The sequence below is a fragment of the Delftia sp. SD018 genome (genome assembly GCF_017355445.1).
GTDB lineage: Bacteria > Pseudomonadota > Gammaproteobacteria > Burkholderiales > Burkholderiaceae_C > Comamonas > Comamonas acidovorans.
The window spans coordinates 1-12868 of the sequence record NZ_JADDRN010000033.1 but is presented as its reverse complement, the minus strand read 5'-3'; the positions used below and the strand labels follow the sequence as shown (position 1 = coordinate 12868).

Below are 12868 nucleotides of genomic sequence, written 5' to 3'. Positions count from 1 at the left end.
CGCCCCGCTGTCATCACGGCCCCCATTCTTCTTCCGAAGGACTTTCGGAAGGAAGACGTTCCTATTGGTACAAAGGTGTTCCTTCTTGCCGAGGCTGACGCGCCCGAAAGTGCGTCTGGGACCTGAACACATTGAGGGCCCGCATGTACCGTTACCAGATGCGATTGCAAGGCAGTTGAACCAGCGTCCCAGGAAGACGCTGGGGTTCAGAACATCTGCTGAGATGTTTGATGAGTGTGTTGCGTTGACCGGTTTGCCGCGCCCAGTTCGACCAAGAACAGCAGTGGCGAAAGCGACCCGCAGATGAAGCAACGCCACAAAGGGCAGCGGTGTTACTTCGGCATGAAGTGCCACATCAGAGTGGACGTTGAATCTGGCTGGGTTCATCCGGTGCGCGGCACCAGTGGCGCGGTCAGGTCAAGCGGGTCGCCAATCCGGTGATGCAGGCACGTGAAATGAGAAGGAGCAGGCTTCGGCCGTATTGCGGAGCAATGAGTTCAGCGCATCCGTTCGTTAATGCGTGTGTTGTGCAGACCGTCCCTAACGATTCAAGAATCCTATTACTGGACCCAAGAGGACAACGCCACGCTCGACAAGGGCTGGAAGCTCGCTCTGCAGCGGCATATCGGCAACGGCTTCAGGCCAAGCTTGACGAACGTACTTGTCCCATCCGCCGATGTCCAGCTCTCGAATTTGGTCAGATGCCAAGTCATCGAATACCTAGCTGAGCTTCTCGACTGCTAGCTTGGCGCGCTTGACCGCCGACAATGGGTCAGATGCTGATACATAGCAAGTGATCACAGCACCCGCAAACTCTTCTGGCAGCCCGCAGCCTTCGTGATTGAGCACACGTACTGGAACTTCGTATAGGCAGTTGGTCATCTTCGTATGGGCAGCTTCGCTTCTGTTGCAAGACGCCATTCTGCCGAAGGCGCCGTGGCGGCCCACTTCTCCAAGACATGCGAGCGGTCTCGAATGGTGCAGATGAGTTCGCCAGGCGCATACGACGGTCTTGAACGACCGCTTCATCCTTGGGAGTAGCCAGTCGATTGATCGGTTCGCCGCGTATCAGCTTGAACGACCGATTCCGCGTGTCCCGGTTGGCTCGTATCGACCCTTTTCGTGCGTTCATTGGGAGGTTCCCGGCGTCGGCTTTGCAGCGGTTGCTGGCGATGGATGCGGCCAAGTGCATTCAGGCTGCTCGCCAGGAGCGGCTGTTCAGCTCGTGGGCCGGATTTGCTGCAACGATGGCTGTCCGGTGTACGTTGGTCACAGGGCTTCAGTGACTTAGAGCGTGTTGTGAACTTTTAGGTGCCCGCGAAAGCCTGGCCCCTTGCTCGGCTAGGTGCCCCCGGCTTTCCCTTCGGGCTGGCTCTGCGCGCAGGCGCTCAGCGCGCAGAGCCAATGCGGGTACTTGAAAGTGCATAACACGCTCTGGCATTTGCTACGCCCTCGACCGCTTTCCCGCCATCTGTACTGGTGGTTTCGACCCATAGCGACTGTCTGATGCTCTCGGAAGCCGCCGTTCAATCGAGGGGTTTGCGGTGCTTTTCGGCGTCGCCAAGCTATCGCTCAAGTGCCAATCTGGCTCGCTACAAGCCGAACTGCAATGTCCAATTCGGATTGTCCTGCGCTTTTCGATTCGGCACCGATGGAGATGGCGCGACCCGCTTCAAAGGTAGTAATCCCACGAAGCTCCATGCCGTTACTCAGACCGCGCGAGCTTTTCAGTTGCCAACGGCTGGCTTCCTTGCCGACGTTCGCAGTCTGATGTGAAACTGACAGGCCGCTTTCCCTTGCAGTCCTTGCGAAAGCTTGTGTTTCGGCTTCCGAAAAGCGCTTGGCAAGTTGCTCGATATCACCATCCGACGACGCGCCATGGTTGTGAACGACAACGGTAATCTCAACCTTGCCACCTGGTCCTCTTAGCCGAATTGAGCGAGTACTGGCGGAAGGCATCGTGGTCCAGCCGGTGGGTACTTCAATCTTCACATTCTGAAGCTCGACAACTTCAGCACTTACGCTAGTTGCCCCCATAAAAAGGCATAGAAAGGCTAGCGTGTACAAGCTACGTCGCATATTTCCTCGGTTTTCTTGTTTGATAAATACTTGCTAGCTGGAGGCTAAGAGCAGGCGTCCGCTACAGGCCCGATTTTACCGGCCCGGGCGTATGGATGGCTGTGGCCGGGAGGGTGAATTCTTGACTGCACCGGGAAGTCGACAGTCAGCATTGGGCGCCACCCATCGCGAGCCGGATACGTGCCAGCTTGAGAGCGCATCCTATGTCGCGGACCCGATGCGCAAGAGCTTCACGTACGACCAAAACAAGGAGATGAGCAACCACCGGCAGGCTGGCCGCCGCCACGTGGGTGAGGCGTAAGGGTGCCCTTCTGCTATCCGCACAGCGCTTGGCAATGCGGCACCCGTGAGAACATCAACGCCTGCTGCGCCAGTACCTGCCCAAGGGCACTGATCTAAGCGTGTGCAGCCAGGACGACCTGGACGCCATCGTCGACAGCCTCAATTGCAGATCTCGTGCTATCCATGGCTTCAACACCCCCGCTGGCCGTCTTCTTGCACATGCTGGCATGTGTTGCGCTTCGGTCTTGAAATCGCCAACTTTAAAATGCCCCCCATGACTCCTCCCTCGGCTTCCCCCAATTCCTTCGACAAACTTGCGCTTTCGCCTGCAACGCTCGCCAATCTTGAGCGGCTCGGCTACCTTGAAATGACGGCGATCCAGCTCGCCAGCCTGCCCCCTGCGCTTGAAGGCAAGGATGTGATCGCTCAGGCCAAGACCGGCAGCGGCAAGACCGCAGCCTTTGCCCTGGCGCTGCTGGCCAAGCTGGATACGCGCAATTTCTCGGTACAAGGCCTGGTGCTCTGCCCCACCCGCGAGCTGGCCGATCAGGTGACGACCGAGATTCGCCGCCTGGCGCGTGCGGAAGACAACGTCAAGGTTGTGACCCTGTCCGGTGGCGTTCCGCTGCGCGGCCAGAACGCGAGCCTGGAGAACGGCGCGCACGTGATCGTCGGCACGCCCGGCCGTGTGATCGATCACCTGGATCGGGGCAATCTGAACCTTGATTCGCTGAACACCTTGGTGCTCGACGAAGCGGATCGCATGCTCGACATGGGTTTCGTCGATGACATCGCCAAAGTCGCCAAGCAGTGCCCCCCACAGCGCCAGACCTTGCTGTTCTCCGCCACCTACCCTGAAGGCATCGCCAAGCTGGCCGCGCGCTTCATGCTTGACCCGGTCACGGTCAAAGTTGCCGCGCAGCACAGTGGCGAGCAGATCGAGCAGCGCTGGTACGAGGTGGACAAGGAAGAGCGCTTGCCCTCGGTGGCTCGCCTGCTGGAGCACTTCCGGCCCGAGAGCACGCTGGCCTTCTGCAATACCAAGGCGCGCTGCCGGGCCCTCGCCGAGCTGCTGCAGGCCCAGGGCTACAGCGCGCTGGAGTTGCACGGCGATCTGGAGCAGCGTGATCGTGACCAGGTGCTGGTGCGCTTCGTGAACGGCAGTTGCTCCGTGCTGGTCGCCACCGATGTGGCGGCTCGCGGGCTGGATGTGACCAATCTGGGCGCCGTCATCAACGTGGACATCACGCCCGACCCTGAAGTGCACGTGCACCGCATCGGCCGCACAGGCCGCGCCGGCCAGAAAGGTTTGGCCCTGAGTCTCGCGACGATGGACGAAATGGGCGCGGTCGGAAACATCGAACAGATGCAAGGCAGCCCATCCGTCTGGTACCCGCTGGACGAACTGACACCGGCTCCCGGCGGCCGGCTCCTGCCATCCAAGGCCACCATCCACATCAATGCCAGCCGCAAGGACAAGATCCGCCCGGGCGACGTGCTGGGTGCGCTCACCGCAGACCTGGGCTACACCCGCGAGCAAGTGGGCAAGATCGACATCAACGAGTTCGCAACCTATGTGGCCGTGGACCGCAAGATTGCCCATGACGTGGTTGCCCGGCTCAATAGCGGGAAGATCAAGGGGCGAACGGTGAAGGCGCGCTTGCTCAAGGATTGAGGGGTTTCAGGCGCATCAGTCGGCGTGCGAATGTCTGCACTTGGCTGAACGCGCTCCGCCCCTTCAAGCAGTCCTGCCTAACCCGCAGGCCCCCTCATGACCTCCCGGGCCTGCACCGCCTCAACAGCCCCCTGCAGCGCCTCCCGCTGTGCAATCAAGAAGCTCAACAACGCTTCAGTCCCGACCGTGGTCTGCACGGCAGAAATCCCGCAGCCCAAGTCCACAAGCAGCGATATCTGCTGCATGCAATCCTGAACCACTTGCAGCTCTTCCTCGGCAATCGGGTAGTACATGCCTGCCCCTTTCAGCGATGAGCCAGCACGACCTGCTGGTGCCTTGAGACAGGAATGAGAACTGGCGCGCCAGCATGCGCTGTGCGGGGGAGGGTGGTGTCGGTCAATGGCGGCTCCTGTGCATGGATGTTTCGCATGGCTGCGTTGAAATGAAGCCATGTCCAGCGCAGCACTGGGAAAACTGAAAGCCGCACACCATCAAGAGCGGGCGGCTGCTGCGCCTGTGTACGGGCCGCCAAGCCCGTGTCCGCTGAGGGACGGCGAAATGTTATCGCAAATACGTTGCCTACCCAGCCGGCAGCACCCCCCAATCCCAACCCGTCGGGCCGATTTTTCCGAAGCCGGGGACAATACCGGGTTCGCGGGTTTTTCCGGCTTGACTTGGGTCAAGGTCGGAAGCGCCCGCGCAAAGACGCTGCCCAGGTGCTGAGCCGGACGCAGAAAACCCAAGATCGGACGGCAGCAGGACTGCCGAGATGGCGCAGGTGCATGTGATGGAGAGGGATTGGTGGACAAAGGCCTGGTGCGGGGGCAGAGGCCGGCCCGTGAAGCGTGATGCCCGCCTGGTGGCCTGGTTGCTGGTGGTGGTGTTCGTGTCGGTTTCTGCGGCCACGGTCTGGCAATTGGTGGCGGCGCGCCAGCGCACGCTGGCCGAGGTCGATACCAGCAACCGCAACCTGGCCCAGACACTGAACACCTATGCCGAGGGCGTGATCACCCAAAGCTCCATGCTGCTGCTGGGCATTGCCGAGCGGCTGGAGGTGGATGGCACCAGCCCCGTGCTCCTGGAGCGGGTGCTGTATCTGGTCAACCGGCAGGAGCATCTGCTGAACCAGCTCAACGAGCTGCTGATCGTGGATGCGCAGGGCCATTGGCTGATGTCGTCCAAGGGGGCGTTCCCCGAAGGATCGGAAAGCTCCGGCCGGGACTACTTCACGCACCACCGTGACGACGCATCGTCAGGCATCTACATCGGGCCGCCGATCCGCAGCCGCTCCACGGGCGAATGGGTGATCACCATCAGCCGGCGCTATACGGACGCCGAGGGCCAGTTTGCAGGCGCGGTGGTGGTGGCGCTGGGTGTGGAGAATTTCCTGCGGCTGTTCGGCAAGATCGATATCGGCGAGAAGGGGGCCATTGCACTGAGCACGCCGGGCGGGCAGTTGCTGGTGCGCCACCCGTTCCGCGAGCAGGACCTGGGGCGGGACTTCTCGCAGTCGCCCAATTTCCTGCGCCACTACGTGGGGGCCATGTCGGGCACGGCGTCGTTTCGCTCGGCCCTGGATGGCACGGAAAGAATCTATGCCTTCCTGCGCAGCGAGCGCTATCCGCTGGTGACCACGGTGGCCCTGGGCCGCGATGAGGCGTTGAGCTCCTGGCGGCGCCAGGCGCTGCTGACGCTGGCCGTGGTGCTGGGACTGTTTCTGGCGATTGCGTTGATCGGCTGGCGTCTGACGGCGGCGATGCGGCTGCGTTCGCGCGCCGAATGCTCCCTGGTCAGCGCGCGTGAGGAATTGCTGGACGCCAATCGCCGGCTGGAGGTGCTGGCCGCCCAGGACCAGTTGACGGGCCTGGCCAACCGCCGCCGCTTTGACGAGGTGCTGGAGCGCGAGGCCCGTCGCGCTGCGCGCGAGGGCACGCCGCTGTCGTTGCTGCTGATCGACCTGGACTACTTCAAGGGCTACAACGATGCCTACGGCCATGTGGCGGGCGATGCCTGCCTGCAGGCCGTGTGCAGCGCGCTGGCCCAGGCGGTGCAGCGGCCCGGCGACATGGCGGCGCGCTATGGCGGGGAAGAGCTGGCCGTGGTGCTGCCCAATACCGACAAGGCCGGCGCGCAGCAGGTGGCCGAGCGGCTGCGCGCGCGCATCGAGGGCCTGGCCCTGGAGCACCGCATCAGCCGCTTTGGCCATGTGACGGCCAGCATTGGCGTGGCCACGGCGCAGGGCGATGAGGCTGGCGCCACCCAAGGCGCGACACAAAGCGCGACCCAAAGCGCGACACCAGGCTCCACCCAAGGTGCCGCCGTGGCGCTGGTGGAGGCGGCCGACCGTGCGTTGTACCGCGCCAAGGCCGCAGGGCGCAACTGCGTGCAGGGCTGAATGGGCTTGGGTCTGCGCGCGCTCAGTCCGTGGGCGAGCGGTGGGCCACCACCTGCTGCTTGAGGTCGCCCAGCGCCTGGTACAGGTCGTTGCGGCTGGCCTGCGGCATGTCGCCGAACATGCCCATGACCCAGGACTCATGCGCCTTGGCCATGCGCGCAAAGGTCTTGCGGCCCAGCGGGGTGAGGTGCAGCACGGAGCTGCGCCGGTCGGACTCCACCTTGGTGCGCACCACCAGGCCCTCTTTCTCCAGCTGGTCGGTGATGCCGGTGATGTTGCCGTTGGTCACCATCATGTGGCGCGACAGCTCGCCCATCTTCATGCCCTCGGGCGCGCGCTGCAGCTGGGCCATGAGGTCGAAGCGGGGCAGGGTGGTGTCGAATTCGCTGCGCAGGCGGTTGCGGATCTCGCCTTCGATGAGATTGCAGCAGGTGAGCATGCGCAGCCACAGGCGCAGCGCATGGTGGTCGTCGGGCGCGGCGCGCGACTCCAGGTCGGGAGCGTGGGTCATGGCTGGTTCTGCGGTGTGGGGGCGCTCAGGCCCATCTGCGCGAGGATGGCGCGCGTCAGCGGGCTGGCCGGGTCGTTCAGGGTGAGCACGATGTCGAAATGGTTGGTGCCGGGCATGGCCACGTACTGGCCTGACGATGGACCGAGGCCACGGCGCTGGTTCCAGGCGGCCAGGTAGTCGTCGCTCTGGCGCTTGAATTCATCGGTCTCGCTCTCGCCGTAGCTGACGATGAGCGGGCAGGCCGCGCCGTGCGGCAGGAGAGCGGGGCTGTTGCGAATGGCGTCCTGCTCGCTCAGGCGCATCCATTCGTTGATGTGGGTGTGCACCAGCGGGCGCAGGTCGAACAGGCCCGACAGTGGTGCGGCGCCGCGCACCACTTCTTCGGGCACGCCGTAGTCCGCATGCCAGCCACCGGCCAGCAGCATGCCCGCCAGGTGGCCGCCGGCGGAGCTGCCGCAGACATGGATGCGGCCCGGGTCGCCGCCGTAGCGGGCGATGTGGGCATGCACCCATGCCAGGGCGCGGCGTGTCTGGTCCACGATGCGGTCCAGCGTGACGGCGGGCGCCAGCGAGTAGTTCAGGGCCACCACCACGGCGCCGGCGCGCGTGAAGGTGGGCGCCATGCTGCTGGAGTCGTCCTTGGACAGCAGCCGCCAGTAGCCGCCGTGGATGAAGAAGAGAACAGGGGCGCCTGCCGCCCCGGTTGCTGCCGGGAAAATGTCCAGCAGCTCGTCGGCATGATCGCCATAGGCCACGTTCAGCGCGCAGGGCAGGCTCTGGCGCGCGGCCCGGCTGTCGTCGGCATAGGCCTTGATGATGGGGGTGATGTCGGGTACCGTCGCGCGGGCGTTGTACTGGACATCGAGTCCGGCGCGGTCGTAGTGACGGTAGAGTGCGGGCATTGGAACGGAGATGGCGCGAAATGGTTTGTATGGCAGGTATTGGTACAAGTCCCAGACTTGTTCTGCAAAATACTTTAAACCTAAACTAAGACCCGCGCCAACCGTTCCAGCCCTTACAGAGTTTCCCGTCCAGCGTGACGGAAGACTGCCTCACCACCGATTGCCATCCGCGCGGCCCGCGCAAGGAGCACAGCAGCATGCGTTTCCTCACCCCCTTCCTGGCCGCAGCGGCCCTGGCCCCTGCCTTTGTTCCCGCGCTCGCGCAGGCGGACACCATCAAGGTCGGTATCGCCAACGATATTTCCGGGCCGTTTGCCGCGCTGGGCGCTGAGGCGCGTGACGGCTTCAACCTCGCCATCAAGCAGCTGGGCGGCAAGTTGGGCGGCCAGCCGGCCGAGTTCCTGCAGACCGACATGGGCGGCAACCCCGATCAGGCGCGCCAGCTGGTCACGCGCTACATACAGCGCGACAAGGTGGATTTCTTCACCGGCCCCATCGGCTCCAACGTGGCCCTGGCCGTGGGCCCGGCGCTGTTCGGCGCCAAGGTGCCCTACCTGTCCAACAACCCCGGCCCCAGCCAGTTCGCGGGCGCGCAGTGCAATGCGTTCTGGTTCGGCACCTCCTACCAGAACGATGCCTTCCACGAGGCAGCCGGCAAGCTGGCGGCCGACCGTGGCTTCAAGAAGATGTTCATCATGGCGCCCGACTATCCGGCGGGCAAGGATGCGCTGGTCGGCTTCAAGCGCGGCTACAAGACCGCGCCCGGCGAGGAGGTCTACACCAAGCTGGGCCAGATCGACTACGCGGCCGAGCTGGCCCAGATCCGCGCGGCCAAGCCCGATGCGGTCTACATCTTCCTGCCGGGCGGCATGGGCATCAACTTCGTCAAACAGTTCGTGTCCACGGGGCTGTCGCAAAGCGTCAAGCTGATCGGCCCGGGCTTCTCGGCCGACGAGGACGTGATCCAGGCCGTGGGCGAGCCCATGCTGGGCATGGTCAACACCGCGCAGTGGGCGCATGACCTGGACGTGCCGCAGAACAAGGCCTTCGTCGAGGCTTTCCGCAAGGAGTACAAGGGCCGCAACCCCTCGGTCTACGCGGCCCAGGCGTATGACGTGATCATGGCCATGGATGCGGCGGTCAAGCAATCCGGCGGCAAGGCCTCGGACCGCCAGGCCATTGTCAAGGCGCTGGAGAAGGCCGACTACGCCTCGGTGCGCGGCCCCTTCACGTACGGCAAGAACCACTATCCCATCCAGGCCTACTACCAGCGCGTGATCGAGAAGGACGGCAGCGGCCGCATCACCAACAAGCTGGTGGGCAAGGTGTTCGATAAATATCAAGACGTCTACGTCAACGACTGCAGGATGTGACCCCGCCGCCGCGCCCCCGTCGGGCGCGGCGTGCCTTGATCTTGATTTTCAAAGCCGGATGATTTGTTGACCGCGCGCGGGCCACTGCGCCTGCGGCAGGGGGCGTGTGGATGACGTGGACGCTGCTCTTGGAGCAATTGCTGAATGGCCTGCAGTTCGGGCTGATGCTGTTTCTGATCGCGGCCGGGCTGACCCTGGTGTTCGGCATCATGGACATCATGAACCTGGCCCATGGCTCGCTGTACATGGCGGGCGCCTATGTGGCGGCCGAGACCATGCAGCGCACGGGCTCGTTCACCGCGGCCGTGCTGGTGGCGGCCGTGGCCACGGGCGTGGCGGGTGTGGTGCTGGAGCTGGTGCTGATACGGCGCCTTGCCGTGCGCGACCATCTGGCCCAGGTGCTGGGCAGCTATGCCGTCATCCTCATTGCCAATGACCTGGTCAAGATGGTCTGGGGCCCGGCGCCGGTGATGCTCAACATGCCGGCCGCGCTGTCCGGCCCGGTGCAGTTGCTGCCCGATCTGATGTACCCGGCCTACCGGCTGATGATCATCGTCTTCGGCCTGGCCGCCGCGCTGGGCCTGTACTGGTTCGTGACGCGTACGCGCGCCGGCGTGCTGGTGCGGGCAGGGGCCTCCAACCGCCAGATGGCCACGCTGATGGGCGTGCGCGTGCCGCTGCTGTTCCTGGGCGTGTTCACGCTGGGCGCGATGCTGGCGGCGGTGGCGGGCGCGCTGCTGGGGCCCATCACCTCGGTGCAGGTCGGCATGGGGGAAGAAATCCTCATCCTGGTGCTGGTGTGCATCGTCATCGGCGGCATAGGCTCCATACGCGGCGCCCTGGTTGGCGCCTTGCTGGTGGGCATGGTGGATACGGCGGGGCGGGCCTTTCTGCCCATGCTGCTGCGCCAGGTGTTCTCCCCGGCCGTGGCATCCAGCGTGGGGCCCACGCTGGCGGCGATTTCCATCTACGTGCTGATGGCGGTGGTGCTGGTGTACCGGCCTTCCGGCCTTTTCCCCGCGCGAGGCTGAGCATGGAACACAGCACATTGCAAGGCAGGTTCCAGGCCCGGTTCTTCTGGACCGTACTCGCGCTGCTGGCGCTGGCGGTGTTCCCGCTGGTGGCTCCGGCGCTGGGGCTGGACTTCTACATCTCCTTCGTGCGCCGCGTGCTGATCTACGCGCTGGCCGCCACCAGCCTGAACCTCATCCTGGGCTATGGCGGCATGGTGGCGCTGGGGCATGCGGCCTTCTTCGGTGCGGGGGCCTATGCGGTGGGCATCCTGGCGATGAACGGCGTGACCTCGGCCCTCGTGGCCTGGCCGGCCGCCGCGCTGCTGGCCGGGCTGCTGGCTGCCGCCACGGGCGCCGTGTCGCTGCGCACGCGCGGCGTGTACTTCATCATGATCACGCTGGCCTTTGCGCAGATGCTGTTCTACATCTTCATCTCGCTGCGCCAGTACGGCGGCGAGGACGGGCTCAACCTGCCCGGCCATTCCGTGCTGCCCGGGCTGGACCTGGGCCACGACGTCTCTTTCTACTACGTGGTGCTGGCGCTGTTCGCGGTGCTGATGGCCGTGTTCGGGCGGCTGGTGGATTCGCGCTTCGGCAAGGCGCTGCAGGGCGTGCGCGAGAACGAGTCGCGCATGGAGTCGCTGGGCTACCCGGTCTACCGCATCAAGCTGGCAGCCTTTGTGCTCAGCGGCGCCGTGGCCGGGCTGGCGGGCGCGCTGCTGGCCAACCACAACCTGTTCATCTCCCCCAGCCTCATGCACTGGACCCAGTCGGCCAACCTGCTGATCATGGTGCTGGTGGGGGGCGTGGGCCTGCGCTGGGGCGGCGTGGCCGGCGCCATCGTCATGCTGACGCTGGAGGAAGTGCTGCGCATGTGGACCGAGTACTGGCACCTGCCGCTGGGCCTGCTGCTGCTGTGCGTTGTGTTCGGTGCGCCGCGCGGCCTGATGGGCCTGTGGCCCGCACGCGGGAGGCAGGCATGAGCGGCGAGGCCAACCCTATCTCCATTCCCACCCCGGCCTTGGAAGCCAAGGGCCTGGTGCGCCGCTTTGGCGCGCTGCTGGCCACCGACCATGTCTCGCTGTCGCTGGCGCCTGGCGAGATCCATGCACTGATCGGCCCCAATGGCGCGGGCAAGTCCACGCTCATCCATCTGCTGTCCGGCACGCTGGCGGCCGATGCGGGCACGCTGGTGCTGGCGGGGCGCGATGTGAGCGCGCTCAACGCCCACCAGCGCGTGGCGGCGGGGCTGTCGCGGTCTTTCCAGATCACCAACATCTTCAAGCAGTCCAGCGTGCTGGACAACCTGGTGCTGGCCGTGCAGGCGCATGCGGGCAGCAGCTTCAGCTTCTGGCGCCCGCGCGCGGCCGAGACCGCGCTCTACGAGCAGGCCCGCGAGCTGGCGCGCGAATGCGCCATTGACGCCAGCCTGCTGCAGCGCCCCGCAGGCACGCTGCCCCATGGCGAGCAGCGCAAGCTGGAGTTCGCGCTGGCCCTGGCCGCGCGGCCCGGCGTGCTGCTGCTGGACGAACCCATGGCCGGCATGGGCCCCGATGAAACACTGCGCCTGACCGAGCTGATCGAGTCCCTGCGCGGCCGCGCCGCCATGCTGCTGGTGGAGCACGACATGCAGGCCGTGTTCCGCCTGGCCGACCGTATCTCCGTGCTGGTCTACGGCCGCATCATCGCCACCGGCACGCCCGACGAGATACGTGGCAACGCCGATGTGCGCCAGGCCTACCTGGGCGACGAAGAAGTGAAGGAGGGCGCGTGATGCTCGAAATGCAGGCCGTGCAAAGCGGCTACGGACCCAGCCAGGTGCTGTTCGGCGTGGATCTCCGCATCGAGGCAGGCCAGGTCGTCACCCTGCTGGGCCGCAACGGCATGGGCAAGACCACGCTGCTTCGCACGCTGCTGGGCCAGCTACCCCTGCGCGCCGGCCGGATGGTGTTTGCCGGGCAGGACATCGCCGGCTCGGCCACCGACCGCATCGCCCGCGCCGGCGTGGCCATCGTGCCAGAAGGCCGCCAGTGCTTTCCCAACCTCACGGTGCGTGAGCACCTGACGGCCTTTGTGGCCCATCGCAATTCGGGCAGCCCCGGCGCGGCCGAGCCCTGGACTCCCGAGCGCGTGTTCGCGCTGTTTCCCCGCCTGGGCGAGCGCGCCTCCAACATGGGCAACCAGCTGTCAGGCGGCGAGCAGCAGATGCTGGCCATAGGCCGCGCCCTGGTCACCAACCCTCGCCTGCTCATCCTGGACGAAGCCACCGAGGGCCTGGCCCCCCGCATCCGCGAAGAGATCTGGTCCTGCCTGGCCCAGCTGCGCGCCGCCGGCCAGACCATCCTGGTCATCGACAAATACGTGGAGCGCCTGCTGGGCCTGGCCGACCGCCACCTCATCCTGGAGCGCGGCAAAGTCGTGTGGAGCGGAGACTCGGCCGCGCTGGATGGGGACAGAGCGCTGTGGGAACGGTATTTGGGAGTGTGAGCACGCGCAATGCACTCGCGGTTCAAGGCGAAATTCAAGGCGCGATGGAGGGTTGAATGGCATTGAAGATAAATGGGTGGCATGCCATTCAAATACATGTCTGTATCCAAGATAGGCAATTGCTTACATTTACAGGATGTATCCGGCCCTG

The 12868-nt window shown here is 64.8% G+C and carries 11 protein-coding genes and 2 pseudogenes; 9 read left to right on the top strand and 4 right to left on the bottom strand.

Annotated elements, in window-relative coordinates; translation table 11 throughout:
* Positions 1-255: 255 nt before the first annotated feature.
* Positions 256-405 (top strand): annotated as a pseudogene (locus INR38_RS24760) (IS5/IS1182 family transposase); the annotation flags it as partial.
* Positions 406-1572: 1167 nt separating this feature from the next.
* Here INR38_RS24760 and INR38_RS24755 read toward each other — a convergent pair.
* Positions 1573-2067, bottom strand: a complete 495-nt coding sequence (locus tag INR38_RS24755; RefSeq protein ID WP_207443879.1) for a hypothetical protein — start codon at positions 2065-2067, stop codon at positions 1573-1575.
* Between the two features lie 229 nt (positions 2068-2296).
* On the opposite strand from INR38_RS24755, the pseudogene INR38_RS28820 reads away from it, so the two are divergent.
* Positions 2297-2639: pseudogene (locus INR38_RS28820) on the top strand (IS30 family transposase); the annotation flags it as partial.
* The gene (gene dbpA / locus INR38_RS24750; RefSeq protein ID WP_207443877.1) at positions 2636-4036 is read left to right on the top strand and encodes an ATP-dependent RNA helicase DbpA; all 1401 of its coding nucleotides are present in this window, start codon (positions 2636-2638) and stop codon (positions 4034-4036) included. The pseudogene INR38_RS28820 and the gene dbpA, both read left to right, overlap by 4 nt.
* A 77-nt stretch (positions 4037-4113) precedes the next feature.
* On the opposite strand, the gene INR38_RS24745 is transcribed toward dbpA, so the two are convergent.
* Positions 4114-4329 carry a hypothetical protein gene (locus tag INR38_RS24745; protein WP_034395578.1) on the bottom strand — a complete coding sequence of 72 codons (216 nt, stop codon included), beginning with the start codon at positions 4327-4329 and terminating at the stop codon, positions 4114-4116.
* A gap of 476 nt (positions 4330-4805) precedes the next feature.
* On the opposite strand from INR38_RS24745, the gene INR38_RS24740 reads away from it, so the two are divergent.
* Positions 4806-6431, top strand: a complete 1626-nt coding sequence (locus INR38_RS24740) for a sensor domain-containing diguanylate cyclase (protein WP_207443875.1) — start codon at positions 4806-4808, stop codon at positions 6429-6431.
* Between the two features lie 22 nt (positions 6432-6453).
* On the opposite strand, the gene INR38_RS24735 is transcribed toward INR38_RS24740, so the two are convergent.
* The gene (locus INR38_RS24735; RefSeq protein WP_012206289.1) at positions 6454-6942 is read right to left on the bottom strand and encodes a MarR family transcriptional regulator; all 489 of its coding nucleotides are present in this window, start codon (positions 6940-6942) and stop codon (positions 6454-6456) included.
* Positions 6939-7844 (bottom strand): alpha/beta hydrolase, encoded by a 906-nt coding sequence (locus INR38_RS24730; protein WP_207443873.1) that lies wholly within the window; start codon positions 7842-7844, stop codon positions 6939-6941. The genes INR38_RS24735 and INR38_RS24730 overlap by 4 nt, the downstream gene beginning before the upstream one ends.
* 197 nt (positions 7845-8041) lie before the next feature.
* Between INR38_RS24730 and INR38_RS24725 the strand changes: the two genes are divergently transcribed.
* The 5 genes from INR38_RS24725 (at position 8042) to INR38_RS24705 (ending at position 12717) form a co-directional block, all read left to right on the top strand.
* Positions 8042-9217: an ABC transporter substrate-binding protein gene (locus tag INR38_RS24725; RefSeq protein ID WP_180319217.1), complete on the top strand. Its 1176-nt coding sequence runs from the start codon at positions 8042-8044 to the stop codon at positions 9215-9217.
* Positions 9218-9327: 110 nt separating this feature from the next.
* Positions 9328-10248 carry a branched-chain amino acid ABC transporter permease gene (locus INR38_RS24720; protein ID WP_013801787.1) on the top strand — a complete coding sequence of 307 codons (921 nt, stop codon included), beginning with the start codon at positions 9328-9330 and terminating at the stop codon, positions 10246-10248.
* Between the two features lie 2 nt (positions 10249-10250).
* On the top strand, positions 10251-11213 hold the full coding sequence (locus INR38_RS24715; RefSeq protein WP_071956278.1) for a branched-chain amino acid ABC transporter permease: 963 nt from the start codon (positions 10251-10253) through the stop codon (positions 11211-11213).
* Positions 11210-12004 carry an ABC transporter ATP-binding protein gene (locus INR38_RS24710; protein WP_207443871.1) on the top strand — a complete coding sequence of 265 codons (795 nt, stop codon included), beginning with the start codon at positions 11210-11212 and terminating at the stop codon, positions 12002-12004. Before INR38_RS24715 ends, INR38_RS24710 begins: the two co-directional genes overlap by 4 nt.
* Positions 12004-12717 carry an ABC transporter ATP-binding protein gene (locus tag INR38_RS24705; RefSeq protein ID WP_207443869.1) on the top strand — a complete coding sequence of 238 codons (714 nt, stop codon included), beginning with the start codon at positions 12004-12006 and terminating at the stop codon, positions 12715-12717. The genes INR38_RS24710 and INR38_RS24705 overlap by 1 nt, the downstream gene beginning before the upstream one ends.
* Positions 12718-12868 lie beyond the last annotated feature (151 nt).